The 15,337-nt window shown below is 70.6% G+C and carries 7 protein-coding genes; 2 read left to right on the forward strand and 5 right to left on the reverse strand.

All coding sequences use genetic code 11. The features are described from left to right. Positions 1-5: 5 nt before the first annotated feature. The 4 genes from K7C98_RS15315 to K7C98_RS15330 all read right to left on the reverse strand — a co-directional run bounded on the left by K7C98_RS15315 (position 6) and on the right by K7C98_RS15330 (position 6,977). Positions 6-1,076: a Rieske 2Fe-2S domain-containing protein gene (locus K7C98_RS15315; RefSeq protein WP_224192401.1), complete on the reverse strand. Its 1,071-nt coding sequence runs from the start codon at positions 1,074-1,076 to the stop codon at positions 6-8. A gap of 221 nt (positions 1,077-1,297) precedes the next feature. Further along, on the reverse strand, positions 1,298-2,425 hold the full coding sequence (locus K7C98_RS15320; protein ID WP_224192402.1) for a PAS domain-containing protein: 1,128 nt from the start codon (positions 2,423-2,425) through the stop codon (positions 1,298-1,300). Between the two features lie 178 nt (positions 2,426-2,603). Next, positions 2,604-5,330, reverse strand: coding sequence for a hypothetical protein (locus tag K7C98_RS15325; RefSeq protein ID WP_224192403.1), 2,727 nt, complete (start codon positions 5,328-5,330; stop codon positions 2,604-2,606). A gap of 396 nt (positions 5,331-5,726) precedes the next feature. Further along, entirely contained in the window at positions 5,727-6,977 is a 1,251-nt protein-coding gene (locus K7C98_RS15330; RefSeq protein WP_224192404.1) for a cytochrome P450, read from the reverse strand. Between the two features lie 375 nt (positions 6,978-7,352). Between K7C98_RS15330 and K7C98_RS15335 the strand changes: the two genes are divergently transcribed. Beyond that, positions 7,353-12,614 carry an ATP-binding sensor histidine kinase gene (locus tag K7C98_RS15335; protein WP_224192405.1) on the forward strand — a complete coding sequence of 1,754 codons (5,262 nt, stop codon included), beginning with the start codon at positions 7,353-7,355 and terminating at the stop codon, positions 12,612-12,614. 681 nt (positions 12,615-13,295) lie between these two features. Here the strand turns inward: K7C98_RS15335 and K7C98_RS15340 are convergent. Continuing rightward, complete coding sequence (locus K7C98_RS15340) at positions 13,296-13,937, reverse strand: glutathione S-transferase family protein (protein ID WP_224192406.1); 642 nt, start codon at positions 13,935-13,937, stop codon at positions 13,296-13,298. Positions 13,938-14,045: 108 nt separating this feature from the next. On the opposite strand from K7C98_RS15340, the gene K7C98_RS15345 reads away from it, so the two are divergent. Then, positions 14,046-14,633 (forward strand): TetR/AcrR family transcriptional regulator, encoded by a 588-nt coding sequence (locus K7C98_RS15345; protein WP_224192407.1) that lies wholly within the window; start codon positions 14,046-14,048, stop codon positions 14,631-14,633. Positions 14,634-15,337 lie beyond the last annotated feature (704 nt).

Genomic DNA, 15,337 nt, shown 5'->3' on the forward strand with positions numbered 1-15,337 from the left:
ATGCCCTAGAGGACAGGCTCTGCCGCCGCCTCGCCCTGCGGGCTCCACCTGGCGCCGCTGCCCTCGGGGTAGAATTGCGAGAACCACCGGCGCAGGCGGTGGATCGGCCCGTCCTCCTGGACCAGCACCGGCCGCGGGCGGTGGATCTTGTTCTCCCAGATCGCCACGTCGCTCTGCCACTGCGACACCCAGTTGCCGATCACGTACGAGACCAGCACCCGCGGGATCTTCGCCGCGGCGAACCAGTGGAAGTCGACCTTCTGCTCGAGCGGGCCGAGCGGGAGGTGGGTCTGGAACATCACGATCTCGCCGAGGTCGGGGATCGTGAAGCGGAACGTGACCACGCCGGCGGGGCCGTAGAACGTGATGAGCGCCGACGCGCGGGTCCTCTGCACGAACCGGCCGAACACCTTGAGGATCGCGTGGTTCTTGAAGTAGGCCAGGTGCTTGCGCTCGGGGTCGATGTCGAGCTCCCACGCCGCCTCGTGGCGGATGGCGATACCCGGCACCTGCATGCGCGTCCACGGCACGAACATCCGGCCGTGCAGCGGGCCGAAGTGCTGGAAGTCGACGCTGTTCTCGGCGAACTCGAGCAGGTGCATGTGCACGACCCCGGCGTCGTGCCGGCCGCGGAACACCAGCCGGCCGTCGTCGATGTCGGCGACCGCCGGCATCTCGTACGGCGGCGCCACGCCGGCGTCGGGCGTGCAGCCGCCGCGGTGATAGATGAAGATCTGCCCGTACTGCTCGCGGATCGGCCACGTCGCCTGCAACGAGCGGGTCGGCAGCCGCTTGGCGTACGGGATGTGGGCCACCTTGCCGTCGCACGCCATCTGCCAGCCGTGGAACGGGCATTCGACGTGACCCTGCTTCACGCACCCGCCGGCGAGGTTGGCCCCGAGGTGCGGGCAGAACGCCGCCATCGCGTGCACGCGGTCGTCGACGTCGCTGCGGTACACGACCATCTGCTGCCCGAGGCACTCGAGGTAGCGGAGCTTGCCGCGCCCGACCTCCGTCGACAGCGCGACGCGGTACCAGCCGTCGGGGAATGGAGGAGGATAGGTGCGCTCGCGCATCGATGAAGACGGTCGTGAAAATCCCATGAACTCGTCATGGTACCCCCGAACCGCCTGCGCAGGCGCCTCCGCCCCGTGCGCCTGCTGCTCGTCGACAGCGGGAATAAGCCGCCGGCACCCGCTCGCCGGGGCCCGCGCCCCGGCGCTCACCGCGGGCGCGCGCCTGCGCGCGGGCCTCGCGTCGCGGGAGCATGCGCGGGCACTTCGGCGACTCGCCGGATTCAGCGCGCGCCGGACTCGCTGCAGTGGCGCAGCGCGTCCTGCAGCGAGCGCAGCGTGTGCAGGCGGCTGAGGTCGATGCCCAGCTCGGCCATGATCTGGGCGATCGGCGGGCGGATGCCGGTGATGATCGCCTGGGCCCCGAGCAGGCGGACGCTGTGGATGATGCGAATCAGGTGCTCGGCGGACGTCGGGTCGACGGTGTCGACGCCGGTGAGGTCGAGGATGGCGAAGCGGGCCCGCTTGTGCACGATCGCCTCGAGCAGGCCGTGCATGATGATCGCGGCGCGCTCGCCGTCGATCGAGCCGACCAGCGGGACCGCCAGCGCGTCGTGCCCGACCTCGATGATCGGGCTCGACAGGCGCAAGATGGCCTCCTTCTGCTCCTGGATGATGCGCATCTGCGAGCGCAGCAGCTCCTCGTCGCGGCGCCGCTCGGTGATGTTGGTGGAGATGCAGAAGGCCCCGGCGCTGTTGCCCTGGGCGTCGCGGCGCGGCAGCGTCGCCTGGCTGTACAGCTGATCGCCGAAGCTGAACTCGACCACACGCTGCTCGCCGCGGAACGCCGCGCTCATCGCCTCGTCGAGGCCGGGGATCACGCCGCCGTAGGCCTCGAACACGTTGAGGCCGACGTACTCCCCCGGCCTCACGCCGATCTCCGCCAACAGGCCGCCCTCGGAGACCTCGCAGATGCCGCGCAGGTCGACCGCGAACACGTTCGTCGGCACGTTGTTGACGAGCTCGCGGAGCAGTTGCGCCTGACGCATCGTGGTCAGGTCGCGGGTGACGTCGATGGCGAGCATCGCTGCGCCGGCGACGGCTCCGTCGGGCCCGGGCAGCGGATGGAACAATTGCAGCCAGTACGCCTCGCCGTGGACGCTCTCGGTCCGCACGCGCTCGCCGCTCAGGCACTTGCGCCAGACCGGGAGCACCTCGGGGCTCCTGGCGAACACGGCCGCCAGCGAATTGCCGAGCGTCGCCCGATCGGCGACGCCCATGGCTTCGAGCCCCCTTCCTTCTGCCATCGTCACGACCTCCTGGCCGTCGACGCAGATCAGCGCCGTGCCCTCCGACTCGAGCAGCTCGGCGAGGACCTGGAACTTGAGAGCCGAATTTACGGTGGCCGCCATCGCCGGGCAGTGTATCGGGTCAAAGGCGGCGCCGCACCGACGGCCTCCGTGCGAAACACCCGACGGCCGACGGGCGCGCGGATCCGTGACTCGCGCCAATGCCGACAGCGCGAGGGCCGCGATCGCCGGTTTCGCGCGCTATCGCCCCTCACGCGATACGTGACGGATCCGCGCGTTTTCAGCCGCACCACGTATTCTCGTCGCCGTTGAGCGTGCCGTCGAGGTCGCGGTCGAGGGCCACGCGGTGGCCGGAGCCGGGCGGTACGCAGGTGTAGGTGAGCTCCTGCTGCCACGCGTTGGCGCGGGTCCGCAGCTGCGCATCCGTGAGCGTGGGCTTGTACCGCTCGTCCTGATGGAACGCGCCGTTCTTCCACAGATAGCCGCGCATCTCCCCGTTGTAGTAGCCGTGCGCCACGAGGTCGCACTCGCCGGCGCTCGCCCGGGTCTTCAGGAGCGTGATGCGCGGGCTGACGGTCGCGGAGTTGCTGCTGGTGAGGGTGATCTGCTGCCCGACGATGGGCGCCATGTTGGAGTCGAAGGCGAGCACGAACGCCTCGACCTGGCGGCGCTCGGTCGGGGTGTCGGACTCGAGCCCGCCGGGGTTGAAGATCGGGTCCTCGACGAAGCCGATCTGGCTGAGGAACCCGAACACCGAGTCCATCGAGCCCTCGTGCGTGTAACCGAAGCCGCGGATCTGGTCGCCGAGGAACGAGTCGTCCTCCTGGGGATTGATCGACGCGTTGCGCGGCAGGCCGAACTTGCCGATCTTCGTATAGGCGTTGCGCAGGTGCGGGACCTTCATGGTCTGCACGAATTCGGTGCCGACGTACGAGCCGTCGGAGCCGAAGAAGCCCGGGCGATCGACGCCGTACTGGGCGTTGCCGGTCGGGTCGAGCACGTGACAGAAGTTGCAGGTCATGCCGAGCGTCGCCGGCTTGTTCATGTAGAGCGCGCGGCCGGCCGCCTGATCGGCGGTGAGCGAATTGTCGAGGTTGCGGACCGGGTTCGGCGGGTAGGTCAGCTGCAGCGCGAAGTCGGTGAACTTCTGCATGTCGGCCGCGGGGATCTGCTCGGTCCGGCCCATGACCTCGACGAAGGTCTTGTTGAACTGCTTGAACGCCTCCACCTCGTCGAACGAGCCGGCGTTCGGCTGGGCGTTCGGGGGGAAATTCGGGCTGTTCTTGTCGCCGCGCCAGTGCATCGCCCCGTGGTTGGCCATGCCGCGCAGGCTCTGGGTCGTCATCGGCCCCTTGATCGGGTGGAAGTCGATCGGGAAGTCGGGCAGGAAGATGGTCTTGAACGGCCCGGGCGCGATCGTGACGTCGCCGTCGGGGTTGCCGAGGTCCCACGCGAGGTGGTCCACGTCGCCGTAGACGTGGCAGGTCGCGCAGGCCGAGTCGCCGCGGCCCGAGGTGTACGTCGCGTCGTACAGGAAGCGGCGCCCCTGCGTCACGCTCGCCGGCTCGGGGTTGTGCATCGCCAGGTGCTGGATCTCGTCGCCGTCGTCGGTGTCGATCACCGCGACCGCGTTGTCGAAGCGGGTCATCACATACAGGCGGTCGCGCGACTCGTCGAGCAGCACCCCGGTCGGGCCGCCGCCGCTGACCTGGATCTGGTCGCAGGGGTCGGGCCAGAAGGCGTCGTTCTCGAGCGCGGCGGTGTCGAACACGCCGATCTTGTCGGAGCCGAGCGCGGCGACGTACAGCGTCCCGCCGTCGCTCGAGATCGCCATGCCCTGCGGCAGCGCCAGGCTGAGCTCCGCGTCCTCGTTCGGCAGCGGCTGGAACGGCGCGTCGTAATCGAGGTGCGGGTTCAGGTGGTGGGTCGAGACGGCGTGGGTCTGCGGGTTGAGGACGGTGATGTTGTTCTCGGCGAAGTGGCCGTTGATGTTGGACTCGGCGAAGATGCCGGGCCCGACGAAGCGGATCTCGTTGCGCGCGGAGGTGTTGGCGACGTAGACCTTCCCGCTGACCGGGTTGACGATCATGTTGTAGAGGATCGCGCCGACCCCGGTGTAGAAGCCGGCGTTGCCGCTGACCTGCTTCGGCGTGGCCGCGTTGGCGTCGATGACGAACACGTCCTTGTCGGGCAGGCTGAACTTGACGTTGTCGTCCCACTGGTCGCCCCGCTCGTCGACCCAGTGCTGGCCGTCGTACTTGACGATCAGGGGGTTGCCGGGCGCCGGGATGCCCGCGTGGTTCTCGTTCGGCTCCGGCGTGTCGCCCGCGACCAGCACCGAGTCGATCGTGGTCGTGCGATTGCCGGAGAAGTGAGCCGCGGCGTACACCTTCGAGCCGTCGGGCGAGACCGCCAGCGCCCGCGGCGTGTCCGCGAACAGGCTGATCACCGTCTTCGGCGTGCCGCCCATCGCCGCGCCGAGGTTGTTGGCGTCGAACACCCAGACGTCGGCCCGGCCGACGCTCGGGGTCGTCAGCTGCGGGTCGAAGCCGATGTTCTGCCCGCGGTGCGCGGTGGTGATGAAGGCCCGGCTCTTGTTCGGACCGGCGAACACGATGTCGCGCGGCTCGTCGCCGACCAGCAGCGTGCGGGTCACGCGGTTGGCCGTGCCGACCCCGACCTGGACGACGCTGATGCTGTCCGACACGTGATTGACGACCCACACCTCGCTGTTGCTGCGGGCCGCGACGGCGACCGGTTCGACGCCGACCGGGATCGACGTGCGATGCGACAGGCCCCACCAGGTCACGTCGTAGACCTCGAGCCGGCCGTCCGGCGTGTTGACCGCGAATAGCGTCTTCTTGTCGGGCGACAGCGCAAGCGGACGGACCTGTCCGCTCTCGAACAGGGTGTACGTCGGCGCCGCCGCCTGCGCCTCCCCGATCCCCGCGAAACCCGCCCCGAGAACGACCGACCACAACAGAGCGCGCGCACTTATCGACAGCATCTCCCACCTCCGATTGCGCCGAACAAAAATGTCAACGATCGTCCCCCCCCGGGTCCGATGCAATTGCGTGTCTGAGAGGCCCGCTTCCGGGCTCGGCGTGCGACACCCGCGCCGACTTATTAGTGCATGTTAGCAGGTCAAAGGATCATAGTGCTAGGGACTTATTAACTATTTCATGCGCGCGCGTGTCGCAGGCGCCCGCTCCGAATATCCCACCGCACCCGACCAGCGGCCGAACGACGCCCACCCGCGATGGGGTCGGCCGACCGAGGTTCTTGCCTGTATGTACAATCGCCACTCTGCACACACACGGCGGTTCCGCACGTCCGCTCAATTGGCGCCGCCCCGCCGAGCGCGGCTCGGGCGGGGCGCGAGGCGGACGCAGGCGACCGCCGTTCAGGCGGGGGTCATGCGGATCGGCAGCGACTTGAAGCCGCGGACCATCATGTTCGGCAGCCACTCGAGCGGCGCGTCGCTGTCGCGGTGCAGCTCGGAGAACGTGCGCAACAGCGTTTGAATCGCCAGACGTCCCTCGAGTCGCGACAGCGCCGCGCCGGGGCAAGTGTGGATACCGGAACTGAAGGACAGGTGACGAGTATCCTGGCGCTCGATGTCGAACCGGTCGGGATCGGGGAACCGACTACCGTCGCGGTTCGCGGAGACCAGCACGCTCAGCACATAGTCGCCCGCCGCGATCTTGCCCCCTGCGGACAGGTCGGTGATGTCCACGAGCGCCCGACGGAAGGTGCCGAAGGTCGGGCTGTCGTAGCGCAGCATCTCCTCGAGCGCGTTGTCGATGAGGCGCGGGTCCCGGCGCAGGCGCTCGGCCTGCTCGGGGTGGAGCAGCAGCGTGTGCACCGCGTTGGCCACCATATATAAGGTGGTCTCCTGGCTGGCGAGGAACAGGGTCACGCACATCGCCACGAGCTCGTCGTCGGTCATGCCGACGCCGTCGACCCGCGCCTCGATCAACTTGCTGAGCAGGTCCTCGGTCGAGCGGCTGCGACGCGCGGCGATGTGCGCGTTGAAGTATTCGTAGTAGCTCATGACGCCGGCGTACGCCGACTCGACCGCCTCGGCGGAGGCGATGCCGGCCCCGAACAGCGACATGACGACGAGCGCGGTCTGCCGCAGCCGCTCGCCGTCCTCGCGCGGCACCCCCATCAACTCGCTGAAGACGATCATCGGCAGCTGCGCCGCGAAGTCGTCCACCACGTCCATCCGTCCACGCTCGCGGACCGCGCGGAGCAGCTCGTCGACCGCGCTCTGGATCCGCGGCCGCAGGCGCTCGACCGCCTGCACCGTGAACGCCCGGCTGATCAGCGCCCGCAGCCGCGTGTGGTTCGGCGGGTCCATGAACGCGACCCACTTCGAGACGAACGCGTTGAAGACGTCGAGCTTGTCACGCACGCGCTCGGGCGCGCCGAGGCCGTACTGCTCGGCCTTCGAGTTGGAGAACTCCGATCGCGTGTCGCGTAAGACCCGCTGGACGTCGGCGTAGCGGGTGAGCACCCAGCACTTCAACAGCGGGTGCCAAAATACCGGGTCCTCCTCGCGCATGCGACGGAGCGTGGGATAGGGGTCGGCGAAAAAGACCGGGCTCAGGATGTCGTACTTGACTACGGGCGCGGACGGTGACTGAAACATCGCGAGAGCTCCGGAGATCGTCCTGGCGGCGAGGCGCTCACGACGGCCGCCGACGGTCAAGATGGTTGAGTGTACATGGCGGCGCGGCGACCGAGAACCGAAACACGCGGCCGCGCCCGGCCGTGCTGCACGCATCGCGCGAATCGCCGGTGCGATGGAGCAAGGCGCGGTTTCGTGCCGCAGGCGCGCCGCGGCGCCACTGGAGGCACAGCGCGAGCAAACGCGGCGCGTCATCGCCGCCAGGCCGTCAAGGGGCGACCTCGCCTGCGGGCGTGGCCCTGCGCGGCGCGCGAATGCAGGGGGTCGGCGAGCGAGACGCACGCCTGGCCCGCCAAACAGTATGATACGCCTGTTCCGCGCAGCGACGCTCCACTCATGGACGCCTCTCCACGTTTCTCGCTCAAGCAACGGCTCCACGAGGGGCAGAACTCGATCATCTTCCGCGGCGTCCGCGAAGACGAGCAGACCCCCGTGGTGATCAAGGTGCTGAAGGGCGAGTACCCGAGCCCGCGCGCGCTGAGGCAGCTGCGCCGCGAGTTCGTCACCCTGCGCGAGCTCGACGTGCCCGGCGTCGTGCGCGTGTACTCGCTCGAGAACTACGGCAACGGCCTCGCCCTGGTGATGGAGGACGACGGCGGCGTGCCGCTGTCCGACGTCATCCGCGGCGAGGCGCTGCAGCTGCGCCGCGCGCTCGAGCTGGGCGTCTCGCTGGCAGACACCCTGGCCCGCCTCCACGAGCGCGCCATCATCCACAAGGACATCAAGCCGCACAACATCCTCGTCAACTCGTCGACCGGCAGCGTCAAGCTGATCGACTTCGGCATCGCGACCACCCTGGCCCACGAGGCGCCGCAGGTGTCGAGCCCCGAGGCGCTCGAGGGCACGCTGATGTACATGTCGCCCGAGCAGAGCGGGCGCGTGAACCGGGTCGTCGACCAGCGCACCGACCTCTACTCGCTCGGCGTCACGCTCTACGAGATGCTGACCGGCTCGGTGCCGTTCACCGCCAACGACGCGATGGAGCTGGTCCACAGCCACATCGCCCGCACGCCGGTGCCGCCGTGGGTGCGCACGCCGACGATCCCCCGCGTCGTCTCCGACATCGTCATGAAGCTCCTCGCCAAGGGGCCGGAGGACCGCTACCAGCACGCGCACGGGCTGTCGGCCGACCTCGCCCGCTGCCTCGCGGAGCTCGACGAGACGGGCGACGTGGCCGCGTTCGAGCTCGGCCAGGCCGACCGCGCCGACGTGCTGCGGATCCCGCAGAAGCTCTACGGCCGCGAGGCCGACGTCCGCGCGCTGACGGAGGCGTTCGCCCGCGTCCAGGACGGCCGCGCCGAGCTCCTGCTGGTCGCCGGCGGCGCCGGCGTCGGCAAGTCGATGCTGGCGCACGAGGTCCACCGCGCGATCGCCCGCAGCGGCGGCCGCTTCGTCAGCGGCAAGTTCGACCTCGTCCAGCGCAACGTGCCGTTCGGCGCGCTCGCCTCGGCGCTGTCCGAGCTGATCCGCCAGCTGCTCACCGAGTCGTCGCGCGCGCTGGCGGAGTGGCGCACCCGCATCCAGCTGGCGGTCGGACAGAGCGGCCAGCTGGTGGTCGACCTCGTGCCCGAGCTCGAGCGCGTCATCGGTCGCCAGCCGCCGCTGCCGCCGCTGCGCCCGACCGAGTCGCAGAACCGCTTCGGCCTGGTCATGCAGAACTTCGTGCGCGCCCTGTGCCCGCGCACGTCGCCGCTGGTGATCTTCCTCGACGACCTGCAGTGGGCCGACGCCGGCACGCTGTCGCTGCTGCGCCTGATCCTCACCGACCCCGACGGCGGCCACCTGCTGATCGTCGGCGCCTACCGCGACGCCGAGGTCGACCTCGGCCACCCGCTGCGCGCCGCCGTCACCCAGCTGCGCAAGGACGGCGTGGCCCTCCACGAGCTGAGCCTCGGACCGCTCGACCGCGCCAGCGTGCGCGCGCTGCTGGCAGACACGCTGACGCGCGAGCGCCCCGGCGTGGCCCCGCCGCGCGACGAGGTCGAACGCCTCGACGGCCTCGCGTCGCTGGTGTTCGACAAGACCCACGGCAACCCGTTCTTCCTGACGCAGTTCTTGCTGATGCTGCACCGCGGCGGCCTGATCCGCTTCGACGCGGCCGCCGGCGTCTGGTCGTGGGACGCCGCGGCCGTGGCCGCCGCGCCGATCACCGAGAACGTGGCCGAGCTGATGTCGGAGCGGCTGCGCGAGTTCTCGGCCGACACGCAGCAGTTGCTGGCGATCGCCGCCTGCGTCGGCCACGAGTTCGACGTCGTCAGCCTGGCGCGGATCTCCGAGCGCAGCCTCGCGCGGGTGGCCGCCGAGCTGTGGCCCGCCCTGCACGCCGGCCTGGTCGTGCCGCTCGACTCGAACTACCGCCTGCTCGCGGCCACCGACGACGGCCCGCCCGAGGCGAATGAGACAGCGGAGCTGGTGGTCGCGTGCCGGTTCCTGCACGACCGCGTGCAGCAGGCGGCGCTGTCGCTCAGCACGCCCGAGGCGCTGCACGAGGTCCACCTGCGGATCGGTCGCAGCCTGCAGGCCGCGCACGTCGGCGAGCTGCGGGGCGACGCGCTGTTCGAGGTGGTCCGCCACCTCAACGCCGGTGCCCCGCGCCTGACCGACCCGCGCGAGCGGCTGCAGCTGGCCCGCGCCAACCTCGAGGCCGCGCGCGCGGCCAAGCGGGCCACCGCGTACGCCGCCGGCGCAGCGTTCGCCGCCGCCGGCGTCGCCGTGCTCCCCGACGCCTCGTGGGACTCGGAGTACGCGCTGACCCTCGGGCTGCAGCGCGAGCAGGCCGAGTGCGACTACATGTGCGGCCGCGTCGACTTGGCCGACGCCAAGCTCGAGGAGCTGATCGGCCGCGCCCGCTCGCCGGTCGAGCAGGCCGACCTGTTCGCGCTGCGCATCATGCTGCTGTGCTCGCAGGGCCGCTTCGCCGAGGGCCTGGTGGCCAGCCGCGCCGGGCTCGCGCAGTTCGGCGAGCGCCTGCCCGAGGGCCCCGAGGAGACGATGGCGACCTTCGGCGCCGTCTACGGCGAGATCGAGGCCAACCTCGCCGGCCGCACCGTCGAGTCGCTGGCCGACGCCCCGGCGATGCGCGACCCGGCCCACTCCGGGGTGCTGCGCCTGCTCAACGAGGCGTTCGGCGCCGGCTTCGTGGTCGACGCCCGCCTCGGCTCGGTCGTCATCCTCAAGCACGTCCTGCTGTCGCTCACCCACGGGCCCGGCGAGCTGTCGGCGTTCGGCTTCGCGACCTACGGCTACCTGCTGGTCGGCCCGCTCGGCCGCCCCGCCGACGCCCTGCGCTTCGGCCGGCTGGCGCTGCAGCTGCTCGAGCGCTTCACCTCGACCGAGGTCGCCAGCCGCGTGCACTTCATGGTCGGCTTCTACACCGGCCACACCCGCCCGCTGCGCGACAGCCTGCACCACCTCCACCAGGCCCGCGTCCTCGGCCTCGAGCACGGCGACTTCATGTACGCCTCGCAGGGCGCGGTGTTCCACGCGCTCGCCAACCTGCGCCGCGGCGAGGACCTGTCGGCCGTGCGCGAAGAGATCGACCAGGGCCAGGCGCTGATGGTGCGCACGCGCGACGCGATGTCGACCGCCCAGCTGGTGCTGCTCGGCGAGGTCGTCGACGCGCTGCAGCACGAGCGGTGGTTCGGCGGCCCGCTGTTCGGCGACAACGAGGGCGAGGCGGCCTGGCTGCGCGGCGTCGACGCGGCCGGCCTGGTGATCGTGCGCTGCCTGCACCACATCACCAAGCTGATGGTGGCGACGCTGTTCGAGGCGTACCCCGAGGCGCTGGCGCTGATCGCCGCCGCCCAGCCGCTGATGTTCATCTCGGTGGGCGGACCGCAGACCGCCGACCTGCCGTTTTACGCCGCGCTGGCGCTGGCCGCCAGCCACGGCCTCGCCGAGGACGAGGCCGAGCGCGCGTCGCTGATGGAGAAGCTGCTCGAGCACCGCGCGGTCACGGCCACGTGGGCCCAGCTGTGCCCCGAGAACGAGCAGCACCGCCTGCACATCATCGACGCCGAGATCGCCCGCCTGCGCGGCCAGGACCTGGTCGCCCTCGACGAGTACGACCGCGCGATCGAGTGGGCCCGCCGCAGCCAGTTCATCCACCACGAGGCGATCGCCAACGAGCTGTGCGGCCGCTTCCACCAGCACCGCGGCCGCAGCCAGATCGCCCGCGTCTACCTCGGCCAGGCCCGCTACGGCTACGAGCGCTGGGGCGCGCTCGCCAAGGTCCGCGCGCTCGACGTCAAGTACCCGCACCTGGCCGCCCGCGCCGAGACCGTCGGCAGCACGATCACCGCCAGCAGCAACCGCGCGCTCATCACCAGCTCGCTGTCGACCACCGGCAACCAGGGCCTCGACCTCACCAGCGTCATCAAGGCCGCACAGGCGCTCACCGCCGAGATCGCGGTCGAACCACTGCTCGAGAAGATCATCCAGATCATGATCGAGAACGCCGGCGCCCGCCGCGGGGTGCTGCTGCTCGAGCGCGACGGCCAGCTGTGCGTGGTCGCCGAGTCGTCGGTCGACACCGGCTCGTACACGCTCAAGGTCCCGCTGCCGCTGCCCGAGGCCGCGTCCGTGCCGGTCTCGATCGTCAACTACGTCGTCCACACCAGCGACAGCGTGGTCCTCGAGGACGCCGCCCGCGCCGGCCCGTTCACCACCGACGCCTACGTGGCCCGCAGCGGTATGCGCTCGATCCTCTGCACGCCGCTGGTCCACCAGACCAAGCTCACCGGCGTGCTCTACCTCGAGAACGAGCTGATCCCGTCGGTGTTCCCCGAGGCCCGCCTCCACACGCTCAAGCTCATCGCCTCGCAGGCCGCGATCTCGATCGAGAACGCCAACCTGTACGCCAACATGGAGCGGCTGGTCCAGAAGCGCACCGACGAGCTCCACCGCGTCAACCAGTCGCTGACCGCCAGCAACGCCGAGCTCGACGCGTTCGCCCGCACGGTCGCCCACGACCTCAAGAACCCGCTCGGGGCGATGGTCGGCTACTCCGAGTACCTGCTCGAGCACATCGACGAGGTCGATACCGACGAGGTCGAGCGCGTGGTCGAGAACATCCGCCGCGCGTCGCACACCGCGACCAACATCATCGACGAGCTGCTGCTGCTGGCCGGGGTGCGCAAGCAGCAGGTCCAGTCGAGCCGCCTCGACATGGGCGCGATCATCCTCCAGGTCCAGCAGCGCATGGCTTACATGCTGACCGAGTACGCCGGCGAGCTGTCGGCGCCGCAGACCTGGCCGGCGGCCCTCGGCTACGCGCCGTGGATCGAGGAGGCGTGGACGAACTACATCAGCAACGGGCTCAAGTACGGCGGCTCGCCGCCGCGGCTCGAGCTCGGGGCCGACGAGCTCGACGACGGCAAGATCCGCTTCTGGGTCCGCGACAACGGGCCGGGCATCGAACCGGCGGCGCAGGAGCGGCTGTTCGCGGAGTTCTCTCGCCTCGACAACGTCCGCGCCGAGGGGCACGGGCTCGGGCTGTCGATCGTGCGCCGGATCATCGAGCGCCTCGGCGGGACGGTCGGCGTCGAGTCCGAGCTCGGACGCGGCAGCTTGTTCTTCTTCACGCTGCCGACCGCCTGACGCCCTCGCGCACGGGGCTCTCGCGCGACTGGGCGCGGAGGCTCTCGCGCGACTGAGGGCGCGGAGACTCTCGCGCGACTGATGGCGCGGGGCCTGGAAGACCTGGGTGGCGGCGGGCGCGGAGGCTCTCGCGCGACTGATGGCGCGGGGCCTGGAAGACCCGGGTGACGGCGGGCGCGGTGGCTCTCGCGCGACTGATGGCGCGGGGCCTGGAAGACCTGGGTGACGGCGGGCACGGAGCGGCGGACGCAGGTCCCTCGCTCGGCGGGCCCCTACCGGTTCACGTGCTCGGCGCGGTGGCTCCGAACAAGATGGTCTTGAGGACAGGTGCATCGCGCGCGCATAGGACAGGCGCCTGCGCGCGCTGAACCGCGTCTCCGTCCCACCGGCGTCCCACATCCGCCGCTCCGCGCCCGCCTACGACGATCGTCGCCCGCCCCGCTCTTCGCCCGCCAACGCCCCTTCCCACATCCACCACCCCGCGCCCGCCTACGACGATCGTCGCGCGCCCCGCTCGTCGCCCGGCAACGTCCCTTCCCACATCCGCCGCTCCGCGCCCGCCTACGACGATCGTCGCCCGCCCCCGCTTATCGCCCGGCAACGACCCTTCCCACATGCGCCGCTTCACGCGGCGTCGCAGCCGCGTGCCGGGCCGCTCGCGTGAGGAGACCGGCGGGCCTGCTATCCGCAGGTTGCGCGCCGCGTCCGCTCTGCCGGCCAGGGGTCGACCCACGCCGGGATTCGCATCAGTCCGTCGAGCCAGCGCACGACGTTGGAGAAATCGGCGAGCGGCATCTCCGACTCGCGCCAGTAGGTGGCCATCGACGCCAGGTGGAAGTCGGCGATCGTCAGGCGCCCGCAGGCCACGAACTCTCGCCCCTTGAGGTGTTCGTCGAGCACCTTCGCGTAGCGCAGCAGGCCGTCGACCTTGGCATTCAGCTCCTCGCGGTCGGGCGTGCCGAACCCGAACCCCGGCTTGATGATGTGCTCGAAGTAGAACGAGCCGACCGCCTCGCTCCAGTGGCAGTCGTTCCAGCCGAGCCAGCGCAGCACCTCGACCTGTTCGGCCGGGGCGTGCGCCGGCCACATGTCGGAGCCGGCCTTGATGCACAGGTAGGCCATGATCGCCGACGACTCCCACAGCACGAACTCGCCGTCGACGAGGACCGGCGCCTTCATGTTGGGGTTGAGCCTGGCGTACGCGGGGGTCTTGAGGTCGCCCCCCACCAGATCGAGCTCGACGAACTCGGCCGTCATTCCGAGGTGTTTCACCAGGGCCAGCACCCGTCGCGGGGCCTGGGCCTCGAACCAGTAGATCTTCATGTTCATCCTCCGTGCGGCTCGTGTGTCCGCCGCGAGGAACGTAGCCCGCGACTAAATATGTTCAAGAACATATTCTCTGCCGTGCTACACGAGGCCAGGAGCCCCGCGATGCCCTACACCGCCGAGCACAAGGCCCGCACGCGCGAGCGCATCGTCATGGCCGCGCGCGAGCTGTTCAACCGCCACGGGTTCGAGACCGTCTCGATCGATCAGATCATGGCCCGCGCCAAGCTGACCCGCGGCGGCTTCTACAACCACTTCCCCAGCAAGGCCGCGCTGTACGTCGAGGCCGTGCAGAGCTACACCGACTGCAACCCGTTCGCCCTCAGGCTCGCGCGCGCGAAGCGTCCGCTGCCCGGGGCGAACAAGCTCGCGCGCATGCTCATCGAGCGCTACCTCAGCGACGAGGTGCTCGACGACCCCGACGAGCACTGCCCGCTGTACGCCTTGCCCTCCGACGTCACCCGCGCCGGCCCGGAGCCGCGGCGGGCCTACACCGCCGTCATCCACAGCATGGCCGCGGTCCTCCGCAACGCCCTGCCCGAAGGCGCCCCGGACGCCGACGCCCGCGTCCAGCTGATCGTCACACTGTGCGTCGGCAGCATGGTCCTCGCCCGCACCACCCATGACCCCGCCCTCAGCAGGTCCGTCCGCGCCACCGCCCGCAAGCAAGCCCTCGCGCTGCTCGCCTCGTGACACGCCGTCACCCGGCTCTCCCTGGCGGCGGCTTCACGCAGACACCCGTCGCCCGGCGACGAGCGGGGCCCGCGACGCTCGTCGCAGGCGGGCGCGGAGCGGCGGATGTGGGACGCCGGTGGGACGGAGACGCGGTTCAGCGCGCAGGCGCCGTCCTCCGCCCGCACGAACAACCTGTCCTCAGGACCATCCCCTCCCAAGCGACAGCGCCGAGCACGTGAACCGGTAGGGGCCCGCCGAGCGAGGGACCTGCGTCCGCCGCTCCGCGCCCGCCGTCACCCAGCTCTCCCTGGCCCCGCGCCTCCTCTCGCGCGAGTGCGTCCGCGCCTCCGGTGACCTCGTCGAGCATGGCCGCCGGAGCCCCGCCCGCAGTCATATGTCCCGAGGAACAGCGGCCGCCCGGCGGCTTCACGCAGACACCCGTCGCCCGGCGACGAGCGGGGCCCGCGACGCTCGTCGCAGGCGGGCGCGGAGCGGCGGATGTGGGACGCCGGTGGGACGGAGACGCGGTTCAGCGCGCGCAGGCGCCGTCCTCCGCCCGCACGAACAACCTGTCCTCAGGACCATCCCCTCCGAAGCGACAGCGCCGAGCACGTGAACCGGTAGGGGCCCGCCGAGCGAGGGACCTGCGTCCGCCGCTCCGCGCCCGCCGTCACCCAGCTCTCCCTGGCCCCGCGCCTCCTCTCACACCAGTACCTCCGCGC

Origin of the sequence: Nannocystis pusilla, from assembly GCF_020073745.1 — a bacterium.
GTDB classification, from domain to species: domain Bacteria; phylum Myxococcota_A; class Polyangia; order Nannocystales; family Nannocystaceae; genus Nannocystis; species Nannocystis radixulma.